The sequence below is a fragment of the Streptosporangium sp. NPDC049248 genome, assembly GCF_040678965.1.
GTDB classification, from domain to species: domain Bacteria; phylum Actinomycetota; class Actinomycetes; order Streptosporangiales; family Streptosporangiaceae; genus Streptosporangium; species Streptosporangium fukuiense.
In genome coordinates, this window is the sequence record NZ_JBFAQY010000011.1 from 83,144 (window position 1) to 98,826 (window position 15,683).

15 protein-coding genes and 1 pseudogene are annotated in these 15,683 nt (G+C 72.7%); 6 read left to right on the plus strand and 10 right to left on the minus strand.

The features are described 5' to 3' along the window. The first annotated feature begins 260 nt into the window (after positions 1-260). From AB0K21_RS21375 to AB0K21_RS21385, 3 genes are read left to right on the plus strand one after another with little or no spacing between them, the layout of a single operon-like run. Positions 261-2,576 (plus strand): xanthine dehydrogenase family protein molybdopterin-binding subunit, encoded by a 2,316-nt coding sequence (locus AB0K21_RS21375; protein WP_343971385.1) that lies wholly within the window; start codon positions 261-263, stop codon positions 2,574-2,576. Continuing rightward, positions 2,566-3,033, plus strand: coding sequence for a (2Fe-2S)-binding protein (locus AB0K21_RS21380; RefSeq protein ID WP_343971277.1), 468 nt, complete (start codon positions 2,566-2,568; stop codon positions 3,031-3,033). The genes AB0K21_RS21375 and AB0K21_RS21380 overlap by 11 nt, the downstream gene beginning before the upstream one ends. Further along, a complete protein-coding gene (locus AB0K21_RS21385) occupies positions 3,030-3,848 on the plus strand; it encodes an FAD binding domain-containing protein (RefSeq protein WP_364152210.1) in 819 nt (272 codons plus the stop codon). Before AB0K21_RS21380 ends, AB0K21_RS21385 begins: the two co-directional genes overlap by 4 nt. 225 nt (positions 3,849-4,073) lie before the next feature. Here AB0K21_RS21385 and AB0K21_RS21390 read toward each other — a convergent pair whose 3' ends face one another. Beyond that, a complete protein-coding gene (locus tag AB0K21_RS21390; RefSeq protein WP_364152213.1) occupies positions 4,074-4,973 on the minus strand; it encodes a LysR family transcriptional regulator in 900 nt (299 codons plus the stop codon). Between the two features lie 71 nt (positions 4,974-5,044). Between AB0K21_RS21390 and AB0K21_RS21395 the strand changes: the two genes are divergently transcribed. After that, positions 5,045-5,917 (plus strand): dihydrodipicolinate synthase family protein, encoded by an 873-nt coding sequence (locus tag AB0K21_RS21395; protein ID WP_364152216.1) that lies wholly within the window; start codon positions 5,045-5,047, stop codon positions 5,915-5,917. Positions 5,918-5,963: 46 nt separating this feature from the next. On the opposite strand, the gene AB0K21_RS21400 is transcribed toward AB0K21_RS21395, so the two are convergent. The 7 genes and pseudogenes from AB0K21_RS21400 to AB0K21_RS21430 form a co-directional block, all read right to left on the minus strand. Then, positions 5,964-6,839: a GNAT family N-acetyltransferase gene (locus AB0K21_RS21400; RefSeq protein WP_364152219.1), complete on the minus strand. Its 876-nt coding sequence runs from the start codon at positions 6,837-6,839 to the stop codon at positions 5,964-5,966. A 129-nt stretch (positions 6,840-6,968) separates the two neighbouring features. Continuing rightward, complete coding sequence (locus AB0K21_RS21405; RefSeq protein WP_364152222.1) at positions 6,969-7,760, minus strand: isocitrate lyase/phosphoenolpyruvate mutase family protein; 792 nt, start codon at positions 7,758-7,760, stop codon at positions 6,969-6,971. Further along, positions 7,757-8,560, minus strand: a complete 804-nt coding sequence (locus tag AB0K21_RS21410; protein ID WP_364152225.1) for a cytochrome P450 — start codon at positions 8,558-8,560, stop codon at positions 7,757-7,759. The genes AB0K21_RS21405 and AB0K21_RS21410 overlap by 4 nt, the downstream gene beginning before the upstream one ends. Positions 8,561-9,004: 444 nt before the next feature. Beyond that, the gene (locus AB0K21_RS21415; RefSeq protein ID WP_364152228.1) at positions 9,005-9,967 is read right to left on the minus strand and encodes a hypothetical protein; all 963 of its coding nucleotides are present in this window, start codon (positions 9,965-9,967) and stop codon (positions 9,005-9,007) included. Then, entirely contained in the window at positions 9,964-10,809 is an 846-nt protein-coding gene (locus tag AB0K21_RS21420) for an ABC transporter ATP-binding protein (RefSeq protein WP_364152231.1), read from the minus strand. Before AB0K21_RS21420 ends, AB0K21_RS21415 begins: the two co-directional genes overlap by 4 nt. Then, positions 10,806-11,198 carry a GntR family transcriptional regulator gene (locus AB0K21_RS21425; protein WP_364152234.1) on the minus strand — a complete coding sequence of 131 codons (393 nt, stop codon included), beginning with the start codon at positions 11,196-11,198 and terminating at the stop codon, positions 10,806-10,808. The genes AB0K21_RS21420 and AB0K21_RS21425 overlap by 4 nt, the downstream gene beginning before the upstream one ends. Positions 11,199-11,204: 6 nt before the next feature. After that, positions 11,205-11,498, minus strand: a pseudogene (locus AB0K21_RS21430) (Tn3 family transposase); the annotation flags it as partial. 48 nt (positions 11,499-11,546) lie between these two features. Between AB0K21_RS21430 and AB0K21_RS21435 the strand changes: the two are divergent. Further along, on the plus strand, positions 11,547-12,440 hold the full coding sequence (locus tag AB0K21_RS21435) for a LysR family transcriptional regulator (RefSeq protein ID WP_364152237.1): 894 nt from the start codon (positions 11,547-11,549) through the stop codon (positions 12,438-12,440). Positions 12,441-12,607: 167 nt separating this feature from the next. Here AB0K21_RS21435 and AB0K21_RS21440 read toward each other — a convergent pair whose 3' ends face one another. Continuing rightward, positions 12,608-13,330: a hypothetical protein gene (locus AB0K21_RS21440; protein WP_343971317.1), complete on the minus strand. Its 723-nt coding sequence runs from the start codon at positions 13,328-13,330 to the stop codon at positions 12,608-12,610. 77 nt (positions 13,331-13,407) lie between these two features. On the opposite strand from AB0K21_RS21440, the gene AB0K21_RS21445 reads away from it, so the two are divergent. After that, positions 13,408-14,313 (plus strand): LysR family transcriptional regulator, encoded by a 906-nt coding sequence (locus AB0K21_RS21445; RefSeq protein WP_364152240.1) that lies wholly within the window; start codon positions 13,408-13,410, stop codon positions 14,311-14,313. Here AB0K21_RS21445 and AB0K21_RS21450 read toward each other — a convergent pair. Beyond that, positions 14,256-15,617 (minus strand): serine hydrolase domain-containing protein, encoded by a 1,362-nt coding sequence (locus AB0K21_RS21450; protein ID WP_364152243.1) that lies wholly within the window; start codon positions 15,615-15,617, stop codon positions 14,256-14,258. The two genes, AB0K21_RS21445 and AB0K21_RS21450, sit on opposite strands and share 58 nt — an antisense overlap. Positions 15,618-15,683 lie beyond the last annotated feature (66 nt).

Here is a 15,683-nt window from a genome sequence, read left to right on the forward strand (position 1 = left end):
CCGCCGAGCCCGTGCCGTTCGGCACCCTCCGCGGCGGCCGAGGGTGCCGACTCGACAAGTACGCCGGACTCGACCTGCACCAGCCGCGCCACAGCGCCGCCACCCGCCTGGGCGGCGCCGAGGTGCCGGTGTCCACCCGTTATCAGATCGACCGCTTGAGATCACGCCGGGGTCTTGCCGTGGCAGCCGCGCACCGGACAAGATAAGTCGCTATACGTCTAACGACGCGCGCCTGGCACCAATGGAGGTGGCCTGTGACGATGGTCGGCTCGGCACTACCGCGCAAGGAGGACGCCGCGCTGCTGACCGGGCGCGGCACGTTCGTGGACGACATCCATCGTCCCGGACTGCTCCACATGGTCTACGTGCACAGCACCGAGGCCCACGCGCTCATCACCGGCATCGACGCGGAGGCCGCCCGGGCACTGCCCGGCGTGCTCGGCGTGTGGACCGCGCGGGACTTCGCCGGACTTCCGCCCAGACCCTCGGTCCCCGGACTGGAACGCGGCTACCTGGCCGGCGAGAAGGTCCACTACGTCGGCGAGCCGGTGGCCGTGGTGGTCGCGGCCGACCGGTACACCGCCGCGGACGCGGCGCGCGCCGTGCGGGTGGAGTACGAGCCGCTGGCGGTGATGGCCACGGTGACGGACGCGCTCGCGCCGGACGCCGTGCCCATCTACGCGCCGCTGCCCGGCAACCTGGCCCTGGAACAGCAGGTGACATCGGACGAGGTGGCGGACGACGTGGCGGCCGGCCTGGCCGCCGCCTCGCACCGCCTGCGCGCCCGCCTGGTCAACCAGCGCTGCGCCGGCGCGCCGATGGAACCGTACGGGGTACTCGCGGACTGGACCGGGGCCGGGCCCACCGTGTGGGCCACGGTGCAGGCGCCGCACCGGGTACGGGCGGAGATCGCCGAGCGGTTCGGGCTCGCCAGACACCTGGTCCGCGTGGTCGCGCCCGACGTCGGCGGCGCCTTCGGGGTGAAGTCCTCGTTCATGCCCGAGCTGTTCCTCGTCCCCGAGCTGTCGCGCAGGCTCTGCCGGCCGGTCAAGTTCGTCGAGACCCGCAGCGAGCACATGGTGCACACCTACCACGGCCGCGACCAGCAGCAGGACATCGAGGTGGGCTTCGACGGCGAGGGCCGGATCCTGGCCCTGGACGTGACGCTCACCGTCAACATCGGCGGCGTGCCGGACCCGGTGGGCATCGGGCTTGCCACGCTCACCTCGTACATGCTCGGCGGCTGCTACCGGATACCGAAGATCGCGGCCCGCTATCGGAGCGTCGTTACGAATACCACGCCTACCGCCTCCTACCGGGGAGCGGGACGGCCCGAGGCGAGCTTCCTGATCGAGCGTGTCATCGACCTCGTCGCCCGTGAGCTCGGCAGGGACCCCGCCGATGTCAGGAAGGCGAACCTGATCCAGCCGGGCGAGATGCCGTACCAGACCCCGTTCGAGGGGATCGTGTACGACGAGGCCGACTACCCGGCCGCGCTCGACCTGCTGCTGGATGAGCTGGACTACGCCGGGCTGCGCGAGGAGCAGGCGCGGCGGCTCGCGGACACCCGCGCGCCCCTGCTCGGCGTCGGGCTGTCGACGTTCGTGGAGATGGGCGGCTTCGGGCCCACCCCGCTGTTCGAGCAGTTCGGCTACCTCGGCGGCTGGGAGTCGGCCAACGTCCGGATGCAGCCGGACGGCTCGGTGATCGTCCTGGTCGGCACCGCTCCGCACGGGCAGGGTCACCAGACCGCGCTGTCCCAGATCGCCGCCGACCAGCTGGGCGTGCCCTTCGAGGCCATCAGCGTGCTGTACGGCGACACCGCGGTCGTACAGGAGGGCACCGGCACCATGGGCAGCCGCGGGATGCCGGTCGCGGGCAACGCCGTGCGACAGGCCGCGGTGGAGGTGGCCGACCAGGCCAGGCGCATCGCGGCGCACATGCTGGAGGTCGACGCGGACGACCTGGTGCGCACCGGAGACGGCTACCAGGTCAAGGGCATGCCCGACGCGACGGTGTCCCTGGCCGAGGTGGCCGAACGCGCCTTCAAGCCACACCTGCTGCCCGAGGGCGCCGCGCTCGGCCTGGAGAACACCTCGTACTTCGAGCCGAAGAACCTCAGCTACCCCAGCGGCGCGCACGGCTGCGTGGTGGAGATCGACCGGGACACCGGGCAGGTGCGGATCCTGCGCTATGTCTGCGTGGACGACTGCGGCACCGTCATCAACCCGATGACGGCACGCGGGCAGATCCACGGCGGGGTGGCTCAGGGCATCGCGCAGGCGCTGTACGAGAAGGTCGCCTTCGACGCCGACGGCCGACCGCTCGCCGCCTCCCTGGAGGACTACATGGTGCCGGGGGCGCTCGACCTGCCCCCGTACGAGACCCACCACATCGAGACGAAGTCCAGCTTCAACCCGCTCGGCGCCAAGGGGCTCGGCGAGGCGGGCGCGACGGCCGCGCCGCAGGCCGTGGTGAACGCCGTGGTGGACGCGCTCGCCCACCTCGGCGTGCGCGACGTGGAGATGCCCTGCACGCCGGAACGAGTCTGGAAGGTCATGCACGATGCGAGTTGAGATCACTGTCAACGGGCAGCCGCACACCCGGGAGGTCGAGCCGCGGCTGCTGCTCGTCCACTTCCTGCGCGACGTGCTTTCGCTGACCGGCACGCACGTCGGCTGCGACACCTCCAGCTGCGGCGCCTGCACGGTCCTGCTCGACGGCATGGCGGTGAAGTCCTGTACCGTCCTGACCGCGCAGGCCGACGGCTGCGCGGTCACCACGATCGAGGGCCTGGCCGGGCAGGACGGGCTGTCGCCCGTACAGGAGGGCTTCCGGCAGTGTCACGGCCTGCAGTGCGGGTTCTGCACGCCCGGCATGGTCATGGCCGCCACCGCGCTGCTCACCGAGCGGCCCGACCCTTCGGAGCAGGAGATCCGCAACGGGCTGAAGGGCAACATGTGCCGGTGCACCGGCTACCAGATGATCGTCGAGTCGGTCCAGTGGGCGGCAGCGAACGGAGGCGCGCGATGATCCCGGCGGCCTTCTCCTACGTGCGCGCGGGCTCCGTCCAGGAGGCGCTCGACGAGCTCTCCCGGCACGGTGGCGCCGCCAGGCTGCTGGCGGGCGGCCACTCGCTGCTACCGGCGATGAAGCTGCGGCGGGCCGAGCCGGGCGTCCTGATCGACATCGGCAGGCTCGGCGAACTGGCGTACGTCAGGGCGGACGGCGACCGGATCGCGGTCGGCGCGCTCACCCGCCATCGGACGCTGGAACGCGACCCGCTGGTGGCTGAGCACGTGCCGCTGCTGGCCGCCGCCGCGGCCCGGATCGGTGATCAGCAGGTGCGCAACAGGGGCACGATCGGCGGCTCGCTGGCGAACGCGGACCCGGCCGCCGACCTGGCCGCCGCGGTGCTCGCCCTGGACGGCGTGCTGGTGGCCCGCGGCCCGGCGGGGGAGCGGGAGATCCCGGCGCGGGAGTTCTTCACCGGCCGCTGCCGGAGCGCGCTGGCCGCGGGCGAGATGCTCACCGAGATCCGGCTGCCGGCCGCCACGGGCCGGTCGTACGCGTTCGAGAAGTTCAGCCGCCGCGCCCTGGACTGGGCCGTGGTCGGGGTCGCCGCCCAGGCGCGGCCTGGCGGCGTGGCGGTCGCGCTGATCGGCATGGGGCCGACGCCGGTGCGGGCGACAGCGGTGGAGGAGGCGCTGGCGGCGGGCACGCCCTCCGCTGAGGCGGCGCGACTCGCGGCGCGGGGCTGCGAACCGCCGGACAACGCGGCCGCGAGCGCGTCCTACCGCGTCCACCTCGCCGAAGTCCTGGTCGGCCGCGCCCTGGCGGCGCTGTGAGTGCGTGGCGGCTGAGAGCGCACGTCAACGGCTGAGGTCGAGGCCCAGCGTGCGGCAGGTCGGCGCGGCCGGCCCCAGCGACTGCGTCGGCGCGAACGGCTGCGTCATCCCGGTCGTCGCATACCGGCCGCCCAGGCTCTCCGGCGCACGGATGTTCCTCGTCCCGGATGGCCGGCCTCTCTTTGAGATCAAGGCCGGCTGACAGCCAGGACGGACCCGGTGTGTTCAGCGGCCGAGGAAGGCGCCGGTGGAGGCGCGGATCGCGGATACGAACGCGGCTATGGCCGGGTGGGTGGCGGCGCCTTGCCGGTAGGCGATGTGGGTCCGTCTGCGGATGGACAGCGGGATGAGGCGGACACCGGCCGGGGGCTGCGCGGCGGCCAGCTGCGGTACCAGCGAGACGCCTTGCTCGGCCGCGACCAGTGCGAGCACGGCGGCGAAGTCGTCGGCGTGGTGACGCGCCCGGGGTGTGAAGCCCGCGCTGCGGCAGACGTGCAGCGTAACGGTGTGGCAGAGGGTGCCGGGGCTGGCCATGATCCAGGCGGCGTCTCGCACGTCTCGTAGCGAGCCGGTCTCCTCGGCCGCGGGTGCGGTGCCGGGCACGGCGAGGAACACCGTTTCGTCCAGCAGCGGAACCGTGTCCAAAACGGGATCCGGTTCGATCGGCACGACGTCGTAGTCGTGCAGCAGCCCGACGTCGAGCCGCCGCTCGCGCAGGGCGTCCGGCACCGTGACCGGGTCCAGCTCGGTCACCGTCAGCTCGAGCTCGGGGTGCCGGCGCCCCAGTGCGACCAGCGCCGCCGGGAGGAGGGTACGGACCGCGGTGGGGAAGGCGCCGATGCGCAGTGGGCCGGACAGGCCGGTGGCCAGCGCGGCCAGCGCGGCCGTCGTCTGTTCCAGAGCGGTGAGGACCACCTCGGCGTGCTGTACGAGAATCCGGCCGGCCGTGGTGAAGGTGACACGCCGGCCGGTGCGTTCCAGCAGTGCCACGCCCGCTTCTCGTTCCAATGCGGACAGCTGCTGGGAGACCGCCGAGGGCGTGTAGGTGTGCGCTTGCGCGACGGCGGCGATCGTGCCGAGGCGGGAAAGGTCGCACAGCAGGCGTAGGCGGCGCACATCGAGCATCAGCACAGCTTACGGTTCTGTTCAGGAATGTGAACTGGACCTTACTGATTGGCCTGCCGGATGCTGAGACCATGACGCTTACCGGTGTGTACGTACCGCTGATCACCCCGTTCGACGCCACCGGTGCCGTGGCCCTCACCGCACTGGAAGCCCTGGCGCACGAGGTGCTGGACGCTGGCGCGTCGGGTGTCGTGGCCCTGGGCACCACCGCGGAACCGGCATCGTTGACCGCCGCGGAACAGCGTGGCGTCGTCGATGTGATCGCCCGGGTGTGCCGTGAGCGTTCAGCGCGGCTTGTGGTCGGCGCCGGCACGGTGGAGGCGGTGCAGGCATTGCGCGGGCGCTCAGAGGTGGTCGCCGCGCTCAGTGTGGTGCCGCCGTTCCTGCGGCCCGGCGAGGCGGGGATCATCGCGCACTTCGCGGCTCTGGCCCTGGCCAGCCCCGTCCCGCTCGTCGTCTACCACGTCCCCTACCGGACCGGGCAGCACCTGTCCGCCGACACCGTCCGGCGGCTGGCCGATCTCGCCGGTGTGGCCGGCATCAAGTACGCCGTCGGCGGGATCGACGCCGATGCCATCGAGCTGCTGGCGGACCCGCCGGCCGGCTTCGCGGTGCTGGGCGGCGACGACGCCTTCGTCTCGCCTCTGCTGGCCTTGGGCGCGCACGGCGGCATTCTGGCCTCGGCGCACCTGGCCACGGCACGATTCGTCGAGCTGGTCGACGCATGGCACACCGGCGCCACCTTCCGGGCCAGAACGCTCGGTCACCGCCTCGCCGCCATGTCGAGCGCGATGTTCGCCGAACCCAACCCCACCGTCATCAAGGCGGTCCTGCACGCACAGGGGCGCATCCCGACCGCCGCGGTACGGCTGCCGCTCCTGCCGGCCGGTCCCGGCAGCGTGCGGGCGGCGTTACGGCACATTGACGCCGACGCACGGGGCTGACGGCCGCGCGGACCCACCCGGGCTCGGCCGGATCCGAGGTCGCCTCTCAGGGCGCCGGCCGTCCGAGGTAGGTGCGGGTGCGGGTGTAGGCGGTGAAGCCCATGGACTCGTAGAGCCGTTTGGGAACGGGGTAGCCGGCGTCTCCGCGGGAGTAGACGATGGCGCGCCGGCCGCCGGCGTCGGAGAAGGCGTGCATCACCGCGGTGCAGACGGCGCGGGCCAGGCCGAGGCGGCGGTGGCCGGGATGTGTGCCGACCGGTTCGAACGCGCCGACCCCGTTGACCTCGTCGTACCAGCCCTGGCAGTAGGCGACGACGTCACCGTCGGGAGACACCGCGACGAGATCCAGTTCGGGACGATAAGGCCAGGTCTCCCTCATCCGGGCGTGGCGTTCGGTGGTGACCCGGGTCGATCCGAAGGCGGCGCGGTGCGCCGACGCCCGGCCGGCCACGTCGGCGCGGTCGCGCTGGGCTCGGATCGTGTAGCCGTCCGGCAGGCAAGGCACGTCCTGCAGGCCGATGAGCGGGCGGCCGAGGCACACCATGAACGGGCCGTCGACGACAGGGGTGTAGTGATGTCGCTCCAGCGCCGCGACCAGGTGCGGTTCGGTTTCGGCGACCTCGACGCTCAGCGGGCCGCCGGCCGTTCGCCCGGCCCAGGCGAGCACCTCGTCGGCCAGTTCCGGGTGGTCCGGGTCGACCTGCAGCATCAGGCTGTCAGGTGGTTCCAGCCAGCCCCAGGCCAGTGTCCGCTCTCCTTGCGTCCAGGTCGCCGTCGGACACTTCTCGGCCCGGTCGAGGGACAGGCACCAGTTCCAGGTGAGATCACCGATGTGCCGGAATCCGGTCGCCGGGAAACTGCGGGAGGCCAGGCTCTGCATGGCGCGTAGCGCCGTGGGATCGGTGTACTCACGGCGTCGCATGGCCGCCATGCTGCCCGCTCCGCCCTCGATCGGGCAACGGAATTATCCGGCGCCCGACGGTCTGCGCACCGCCGGGCTCGTGGCCGTCGGGCACCGGCTCACGCCTCTTGGAGCGGGCTTCCTGCACCGCTACCGGCCGGATGCCGGCCGGTAGCGGTGCAGTGCCTCGACCTGCTCGTAGGACGGGACGCCGGCGGTGGCCGGTTCGCCATCTGCCACGCCCAGCGCCGTGGTGACGGCCGCGTGCAGTGCCGCCCGGAACAGCAGTGACCCGTAGCTGATCCGGGCCACGCCCAGATCGGCCAGCCGCCGCACCGGCACGCCGGGCCGGACGAGCACGTTCAACGGCACCCCGGCTCCCGCCACCAGCGCCTCGATGTCGTGCTCGGTGCTCGCCCCCGGCACGAACACCCCGTCGGCGCCCGCCTCGGCGTAGGCGCGGGCCCTGGCCAGCGCCAGGGCCCGCGCATCCGGCAGGCCCAGCCAGAACGCGTCGGTCCGGGCGTTGAGGAACACCCGGGGAACCCGTCGCTTGACGGCGGCGATCAGTTTCGCCTGCGCCGAGGCATCCGCCAGGCCGGTGCCGCGCCCGTCTTCGAGGTTGATCCCCGCCACCCCCAGCCCGGCCAGTCGCGCCACCAGGTCGGCCACCTGGCCGGGCGTCCTGCCGAACCCCGCCTCGATGTCCACGGTCACCGGGATCCCCAGCCCCGTGATCGTCCGTGCCAGTGCCAGCGTCTCCTGCCGTGTCGCCCGCCCGGCGTCCGGTTTGCCCGCGGCGGCGGCCACCCCCAAGCTTGTCGTCCCGATCGCGGCGAACCCCGCCCGTGCCAGCGCCGCCGCGGAGGCGTGGTCCCATGCGCAGGGCAGCAGCAACGGTTCATCCGCGTGGTGCAGCGCCCTGAACCGCTCGAACGTCATCGAGCCACCGCCTCGACCGTTCCGGCCGCCAGCGCCAGCGCCACCCGCCTGCCGGGGCAGGCCCGTGGCCCCGCGCCGAACGCCAGGTGCGACAGGGCCCGCGGGTCCCGGTTGGCCGCCGCGATGTCGAGCACCACGGCCCTCCCGTCGCCGGGCGCCCTGCGCCGCAGCGTCCGGACCGGAGGATCGCGGCGCAACGTCTCGTCGAGCAGTTCCTCCACCGTCTGCTCCACCGTCTGCTCCACCGGCCGGGACGCCGCTGCCCTGGCCAGCGCGCCGCGGACCAGTCCGGCCGTGGGGCCGCATGCCTGGGCGAGCAGTCCCGCCAGCACGGCCAGCCGCTCAGGAGCCGGGTCGCCCAGGAGCCGCGCCAGCCGCGCCAGTCCCTCATCGGCGGCCTCGCTGTCCACCTCTTCGGGTCCCGGCAGGTAGGCCGGGGCGAGCGCCGTGACGGCCTCCACCGCCGACGGCCCGTCCTGGACCGGCACTCCCAGTGCGACGGCCAGCACCAGCACCGGGACCAGTTCCGGGGGACAGGGCGGCGGGCCGGTCTTCTGTGAGGCGAGCCGGACCGCCTCGGCGCGTAGCGCGTCGGGGTCCAGCCCGGCCAGCACCGCCTCGCCGGCGGCCCGGCGCCCGGCGTGTGTGGATCCCTCGGCGAAGCGGCCGACCGCACCGCGCAACCATGCCACGCTCAGCGCGAACGGCGGCCGCGGTACGGGGTCGACGGTGAACCGGGGATCGGCCAGCACGGCCCGCACCTGGGCGTGGCCGCTCACCACCAGCGGGTCAGATGTCATGACCGGCAGGCTAGAGGCCGGACGCTTCGGCACTCACCGAAGCGTTCACGTGGCCCGACGGCGGTTGCGGGACTTCGGCTCCTTGCGGGGCGGCCACCCCGGTCTCGATCTCACCAGCTGCGCCACAGCGTCGCCCCCCACCTCGGCGAGGCCGAGGTCCCGCGACAGCTGGTCATGGGCAAGACCCGCCGCATGGCCCCCCGCACCGCCGTGCGCTATGTCATCGTCCACGAGCCAGGAACCTCCGGGTAGGACACAGGATCAATGCCTGCGGTGCCCCTGGCCGTAGCCATAGGAGATTCCGGCCTCCACCACGCACCCCAAACGGTCATGCACCGATGCTGGGCATCACTTTCCGCACAAGATCATTCTTAGCGCCCAATGCTGTTCCTGGGTTTTAGTCTCGACTGTGCAGTAGCGCTGCCGGCTGACAGAACCGGCCTGTTAACCGGGGCGGCGGAGGGTGCGGCGCACGGCCAGGCCGCCGAGGGCCGCCGACGCGAGCGTCAGGATTCCCGCCTCGGTCCATTGGAAGCGCCAGAACCTGGACGGCGGATGATGGTACACCGCGTACCGGTAGCCTTTGCCGAACATGCACGCCTGCCACACCCTGGCGTTCTTGTCGCTCTGCCCCACGTCCACCCGGCGCGGGCAGCCGCTGTCCGACGGCTCGGCGATCTCTCTTCCCGACGGTTCCACCCAGGCGGTGCTCACCAGCCGGGCGTCGTGGTCGTCCAGCACCACGGTGCCGGACAGCTCTGCACGTACCGGCTCGGCGTAGTGGTCGCTCAGCTGGAACAGCGTGAACATCGTCACCGTCACCCCGGCCACGACCAGTGCCATCGCGGGCAGCGTCCGCCGGAACAGGGTGCCGGCCGCGGTGCCGAGCGCGAACGCGTACAGCCACCACGCCGCCGGCTCCACCCCGACCATGTTGAACACGCCGATGTTGCCGAATGTGGAGTCGACCCCTTGCCTGAACACCGGCCGCCAAAGGCTCACCATGAGCGACAGCAGCAGCCCGCCCGCCACGACCGCGCCGCCCAGGGCAGACAGTTTGACCGCCAGCCACCGCCACACGGGTACGGCCTGGGTCCAGGCCAGGCGGTGGGTGCCGCGCTCGTACTCGCGGCCGAGCAGCGGCGCGCCCCAGAACGCCCCGATCAACGCCGGCGCCACCAGCGGCATCCAGCCGAACACCGAGTAGACCGCGTCGTAGCGCTGCCCGAGCGCCACCACCAGGTCGCCGCACGCCAGGGCGGGCCCGGGGCAGCCGGGCGGGGCGTGCTCGGCCACGTACCAGCTCGCCTCCACGGCCGAGCCCAGCAGCAGCACCCCCAGCAGTGCCAGGAAGCCCGCCGTTACGAGGATCTGCGCCCGGTGCTGGCGCCACGTCACCCAGATCACGCGCCCACCCCCGTCAGTTTCGGCAGTGCCGCCGACTCGGGGCTGCGCAGGTAGCCCATGACGAACTCCTCCAGCCCGGGGCGCCGCGCCTGCCAGCGGGGGTCGAGCGGGGGCGTGCCCCTGACCAGCATGCTGACCTGCCTGCCGGTACGGCTCGCGCTCACCACCTGCGTTCCCGCCATCGACGCATCGTCCGGCCCGGTGAGCACGAGATGCCCGTCGAGCAGTTCCGCGGTGTCACCACTGACCTGTGGCCGGCCCCCGTTCAGCACGACCAGCCAGTCGCACGTCTCCTCCAGGTCGGAGACGACGTGTGAGGACAGCAGTACGGTCAGCTCCCGCCCGGCCACCTCAGCCATGATCGAGCGCATCACGTCGTGGCGGGCGAGGGGGTCGAGGTTTGCCAGCGGTTCGTCCAGCACGAGCAGGTCGGGCCGGCCGGCCAGTGCCAGCGTGACCGCCACCTGTGCCTGCTGCCCGCCCGACAGCCTGCTCACCTTCCGTTCCAGCGGGATGCCCAGCCCGGCAAGCCGGTCAGCGGCGGCCTCGTCGTCCCAGTGGGTGTTCATGCGGCGGCCGAAGGTGAGCATCTCGGCGACGGTGAAGTTTTCGTACAGCGGCTTGTCCTGTGCCACAAATGCCGCCTGGCCGGCCACGCGGATGCTTCCCAGCGCGGGCCGCAGCAGGCCGACGGCCGCGTGCATGAGTGTGGTCTTGCCTGCGCCGTTGGGGCCGACGAGCGCCGCCACGCGTCCCGTTGGCACGGACAGCGAGCAGTCGCGCAACACCCACGTGCGGCGATAACGGACCCCGAGCCCGGTCGCCTCCAGCGCGGAACTCATGCCACGCCCTCCTTCGCGGCGTCGGCCAGGACCACGGTGAACAGCGCCCGCAGGTCCTCCTGATCGAGCCCGGCCGCGCGGGCCGCGCGCACCCACGCCTCCAGATCGCGCCGCAGCCGTGTGTGCTCGGCGAGCGTCGCGCCCGCGATGCCCTGCCGGACGAACGTCCCCATCCCCGGCCGCCCCTCGACCAGCCCTTCGCGCTCCAACTCCCGGTATGCCTTGAGCACGGTGTTGGGGTTGATGGCCAGGCTCTCGACCACCTCGCGGGCGGTCGGCAACTGATCGCCGGGCCGCAGCGTGCCGAGCCGGAGCGCCTGTTTGACCTGGTGAACGAGCTGCAGGTACGTCGAAACCCCCGAGCCGCGATCCAGGTTGAACTCGATCAACCAATATCACCCTTTCACTATTTGATTAGTGAAAGAGTGTTGCATTCGGCTGCCCGGTGTCAACCCGCGGTCGCCGGCTTCGTCCACCGGCAGGGCGTGCGGCGTACGAGCCGGCCGTCCGGCCGGCGTGCAGGAGGAGACGGAGTAGCGGCCCAGGACGTCGAGGTGGGCGTGGCCGAGCGGGAATAGCCGGACGGCGCCCTCGCCCTTGACCGGGACGCCTTGGGTGCGCAGCTGGTCGACCGCAGCCGGCGGGTATTTCGAGTTCCACAGCGCGACAGCGTTGACGACGGGACCAAGAGCCGCTAGTTGATCTTATGGATATTCCGGTAGCTAGAATTTTCGGATATGGAACTGAGGCAGCTCGAATACTTCGTCGCGGTCGCCGAGGAGCGGAACTTCACCCGGGCGGCCGAGCGGGTGCACATCAGCCAGTCCGGTGTCAGCGCCCAGATCCGCCAGCTGGAACGTGAACTCGGCGCCGAGCTCTTTGACCGGTCGGCGCGCACCGCCACCCTCACCGTCGCGGGAAAGGCCGCGCTCGAACACGCCCGCGCCGCGCTCGCCGCCGCCGGAGCCCTCGGCCAGGCGGTGGGCGAGGTGACCGACCTGATCCGGGGCCGGCTCACCGTCGGCATGGTCATCGGCTGCACCCTCACCCCGCTGTTCGACGCCTTGGCCGCGTTCCACCGGGCGCATCCCGGCGTGGAGATCTCCCTGCTGGAGGACAACTCCGACCGGCTCGTCGAGGAGGTGCGCGCCGGTGCCGTCGACCTGGCTCTCACCGGGACCGCGACCGCCGCCCCGGAGGGGGTGAACGCGTTGACGATCATCAGCGAGCGGCTCGTCGCGGCGGTCCCCGCCGGGCATCCCCTGACCGGGCGGCGTCGGGTCACCCTGCGCGACCTGGGCGCTCACCCGCTCGTGTGCATGCCGCCGGGCACCGGCCTGCGCACGGTGTTCGACCAGGCCTGCGCCGCGCAGGGCCTCCAACCGGTGATCGCACTGCAGGCCAGCGCCGCCGACGCCATCGCCGGCCTCGCCACCCGCGGGCTCGCCGTCGCCATCCTCAGCGAGTCGATGGCCGCGCACTACCGTGACCGGCTCACCGCCCTGCTCATCGACGACGTCGAAGCACCCGCCCTGCTCACCCTGGTCTGGAGGAGCACGCACAACCCCGCCGTGCGCGAGCTGCTCGCCCACAGCAGGCGGGCGTTCACGCAGGGGCCTACCGTGACGTGAACGCTCGCGATCCGCCCTCGTTCTCGCCGTGGCGCTCCCGAAATCCTCGGCGTCCCCAAAGCCTCGCGAACCGCGGGCGTCCACGGCACCCTCTGGTGGACGCAGGCGTTCGCCCAACGCGGCGCCGCAACCCGGTCCACCGGAGACGGTGTGCTCACGGCCGCCGGTCATGCCCCTCGAACAGGCCCGCCCCGCGCGGCCGCCGTGGCCCGGCCGACGGACGCCGAGGCGAAGGCGCCGATGACCGGGTGCGGACGGCGTCCGTCGCCGGCCAGTTCCGGCTGGAAGAGGGTGGCAAGGAAGAACGGGTGCTCCGGCAACTCCAGGACCCGCACCAGCCCCGCCTCGTCGTGGCCGGTGAAGCGCAGCCCACCCGCCTCCAGGGCGGGCACGTAGCCGGCGTTGGGGCCGAAGCCGCAGTAGTACCTCTCCACGGTCCTTTCGGCGCCGATGACCCTCTCGGCCAGCGACCCGGGCTCCAGCCGGACGGCGTTCTCATGGCCCGCCAGCGAACACGCCAGCGGCAGCAGCAGGAGGTTCTCGGCGTCCGGATCGTTCTCGGCGTGGGCGACGGGCATGTCCAGCACATTGCGCGCGTACTCCAGCAGGGCGTGCTGGAAACCTCCGCAGGTGCCCAGGAACGGGATGCCGTGCTCGCGGGCGGTGCGGGCGGCGTTCAGTGCGCCGGCCTCGCTGCGATACGGGCTGCCGGGCAGCATCCAGATGCCGTCGAACCCCTCAAGGCCGACGGTGTCGGTCGTGGGGATCCAGTAGGCGTCCAGGTTCAGCCCGTCGCGCTCGCGCAGCGCCTCCAGCAGCGTGGGAATGCGGGTGTGAGACTGGACGGCCGGTGACCTGTCGCCTACCAGGGCGATCCTCGCGGTGCTCATGCCCCGATCCTGGCCCGGCCACCGGGGTAAGCGCCAACGATGATCACTGCTGGGCCGATAAGCGATACTGATGCTTCGTGGACCCGCATCTGTTGCGCACGTTCGTGCTCGTCGCCGACCGGCGTTCCTTCTCCGCCGCCGCCGCCGAGCTCGGCTACACCCAGTCGGCGGTCTCCCAGCAGATCGCCGCACTGGAGGCCGACCTGGGACTGGTGTTGCTGAGCCGCCGTCCGGTAGTGCCCACTTTGGCGGGGGAGCGTCTGCTGGAACACGCCGGACCGCTGCTGCTGCGCCACCGGGCCGCCCGCGCCGACGTGCTGCGTGCCGCCGCGGGCCCGGCCGGGCGGCTGAGCGTGGTGGCCTCCCCGCTGGCCTGCGTCCCGGCGATCGCCCGGGGCCTGTCTTCGGCCGCATCGGACGGGCTGGAGGTGCGGCTGCGCACCGTCGCCCGTGAGCGTGTCGCCGACGAGGTCGCCTCGGGCTCGGCCGGCCTCGGCCTCGTCGACGGGATCACCGCGCCCGGCGATCCGTTGCGGCTGCCGGACGCAGGGCCGCTGTCAGGTTTCGGGGTCGCCGAGGAAGAGCTGGTGGTGGTGTTGCCCGCCGGCCACCCGCTCTCACACCGCGACGGCCTGGCGCTGAGCGACCTGACCGACGCGCTGTGGTTGCGGGCGCCGGTCGCCGTACCGGTGGAGCGGCTGCGCGAGCTGGCCGGCGGGGGCGGGTTTCGCGCCGCGCTGCGCTACGACGGCGAGGACCTGCACACGGCGGTGAATCTGGCCGCCGCGGGCAACGGCCTGGTCCTGCTGCCCGCCTCGGCGACGGCCGGAGTGGCGCGGGGGGTGCCACTGATCGCGCCGCGGGTGGTGCACCGGGTGGAGGTCGTGTACGCCGGGCCCGCGGGCCCGGCCGCCGCGCTCGCCGCTCAGCTGCGCCAGCCGCCCTCGTCCACCCCGCCGGGCACCTTCGCCCGCGGATCGTAGGGGGTACGGGTGAAGACGAAGGTGTTGAGATCCAGGTGGCTGGGTGAGCCGTCGGGCCCGCGGACCACGCGCAGGGTCTCACCCGCGTAGTAGCCCTCCAGTCCCAGCCAGGTCCCGTCGGCCTGGGCGGCGAACCGGGAGGCCCGGCCGGCGCCGCCGACCGTGTTGAGGCAGACCCCGCCTTCGGGCAGCAGCCGCAGCACGTAGGCGCTGGGCCCCCAGTACCAGGGGCCGGTCAGCTCCAGCAGGCCCGCGTCGTCGGCGACGGGCACCCACTCCTCGGGCAGGCGCGGCTCGTGCTGGTCGAGGATCGCCAGCAGGTCGGTCAGCAGGCCGCGGCTGACACCCGAGGTGGAGTTGGCCGTGAACAGCACGCCGACCCTGTCGGAGGGGTCGACCCACACCGTGGCCAAGAAGCCCGGCATGGAACCGGTGTGACCGGCCAGGCGGCGGCCGTTCGCGCGGGCCAGTTGCAGCCCCAGACCGTACCCGCCGGTCCAGGCGTCGCCGTCGTCGACGGTCGCGGGTTCGCGCATCTCGGCCACGGTGGCCGGGGCGAGCACGTCTCCGGTGTCGCCGGCCACGAACGCCGCCCACCGGGCGAGGTCGGCGGGGGTGGACCACAGCTGCCCGGCGGGAGCCATGGCGAGCGCGTCGTGCTCGGGCTCGGGCAGCAGTACGTCCGCCCAGGGGTGCACGGCGTAGCCGTGCGCGTGCGGCGCGCGCGGCCGGGTCGTGGTGTCGCGCATGCCCAGCGGCCGCAGGATCTCCTCCTGCACGGCTCGCGCCCAGCTCACGCCACGATGGCGGGCCACCAACTCGCCCAGCAGGGCGAAGCCCACGTTGGAGTAGTGGTAGCGGCGCCCGGGACGGTGCTTGGCGGTGTCGGGCCCGAGCGCGGCGACCAGTTCCTCGGCCGACATGCCCGGGGTCCGCTCCCACCACTGGCCCGGCGACTCGGCACTGAGCCCGGAGGTGTGCGACAGCAACTGGGCGACGGTCACCTCGCCGACGCCGATCCCAAGACCGGGGACGTGCTTGGAGACCGGGTCGAGCAGATCCACCCTTCCCTCGTCGCGCAGGCGCATGACCACGACCGCGACCAGGCTCTTGGTGATCGAGCCGATGCGGTACTGGGTGAGGGGGGTGGGGGCGGCCCCCTCCACCCGGCCTCGCGCGCCGAACCAGGCGAGCTCCCCGTCGCGCACCACCGCGGCGGTCAGCGAGGGCAGGCGCCCCTGGGACTGCTCCACCGCGACCCTGCGCAGCAGCGCGCGAGCCGTACTCTCCAGAACCGGCGACATGAGATGGCCCCTCCCCGACACGACAAAAAGTGCCCCCAGGTTAGTGCCGCCCGGGCCTGGAGGGCA

Coding starts and splice junctions, on each gene's coding strand:
- AB0K21_RS21420 (WP_364152231.1), bottom strand. CDS start 10,809: ATGAGTTCCGCGCTGGAGGCGACCGGGCTCGGGGTCCGTTATCGCCGC.
- AB0K21_RS21380 (WP_343971277.1), top strand. CDS start 2,566: ATGCGAGTTGAGATCACTGTCAACGGGCAGCCGCACACCCGGGAGGTC.
- AB0K21_RS21405 (WP_364152222.1), bottom strand. CDS start 7,760: ATGACGTTCGAGCGGTTCAGGGCGCTGCACCACGCGGATGAACCGTTG.
- AB0K21_RS21390 (WP_364152213.1), bottom strand. CDS start 4,973: ATGCTCGATGTGCGCCGCCTACGCCTGCTGTGCGACCTTTCCCGCCTC.
- AB0K21_RS21395 (WP_364152216.1), top strand. CDS start 5,045: ATGACGCTTACCGGTGTGTACGTACCGCTGATCACCCCGTTCGACGCC.
- AB0K21_RS21375 (WP_343971385.1), top strand. CDS start 261: ATGGTCGGCTCGGCACTACCGCGCAAGGAGGACGCCGCGCTGCTGACC.
- AB0K21_RS21450 (WP_364152243.1), bottom strand. CDS start 15,617: ATGTCGCCGGTTCTGGAGAGTACGGCTCGCGCGCTGCTGCGCAGGGTC.
- AB0K21_RS21440 (WP_343971317.1), bottom strand. CDS start 13,330: ATGAGCACCGCGAGGATCGCCCTGGTAGGCGACAGGTCACCGGCCGTC.
- AB0K21_RS21410 (WP_364152225.1), bottom strand. CDS start 8,560: ATGACATCTGACCCGCTGGTGGTGAGCGGCCACGCCCAGGTGCGGGCC.
- AB0K21_RS21435 (WP_364152237.1), top strand. CDS start 11,547: ATGGAACTGAGGCAGCTCGAATACTTCGTCGCGGTCGCCGAGGAGCGG.
- AB0K21_RS21400 (WP_364152219.1), bottom strand. CDS start 6,839: ATGCGACGCCGTGAGTACACCGATCCCACGGCGCTACGCGCCATGCAG.
- AB0K21_RS21385 (WP_364152210.1), top strand. CDS start 3,030: ATGATCCCGGCGGCCTTCTCCTACGTGCGCGCGGGCTCCGTCCAGGAG.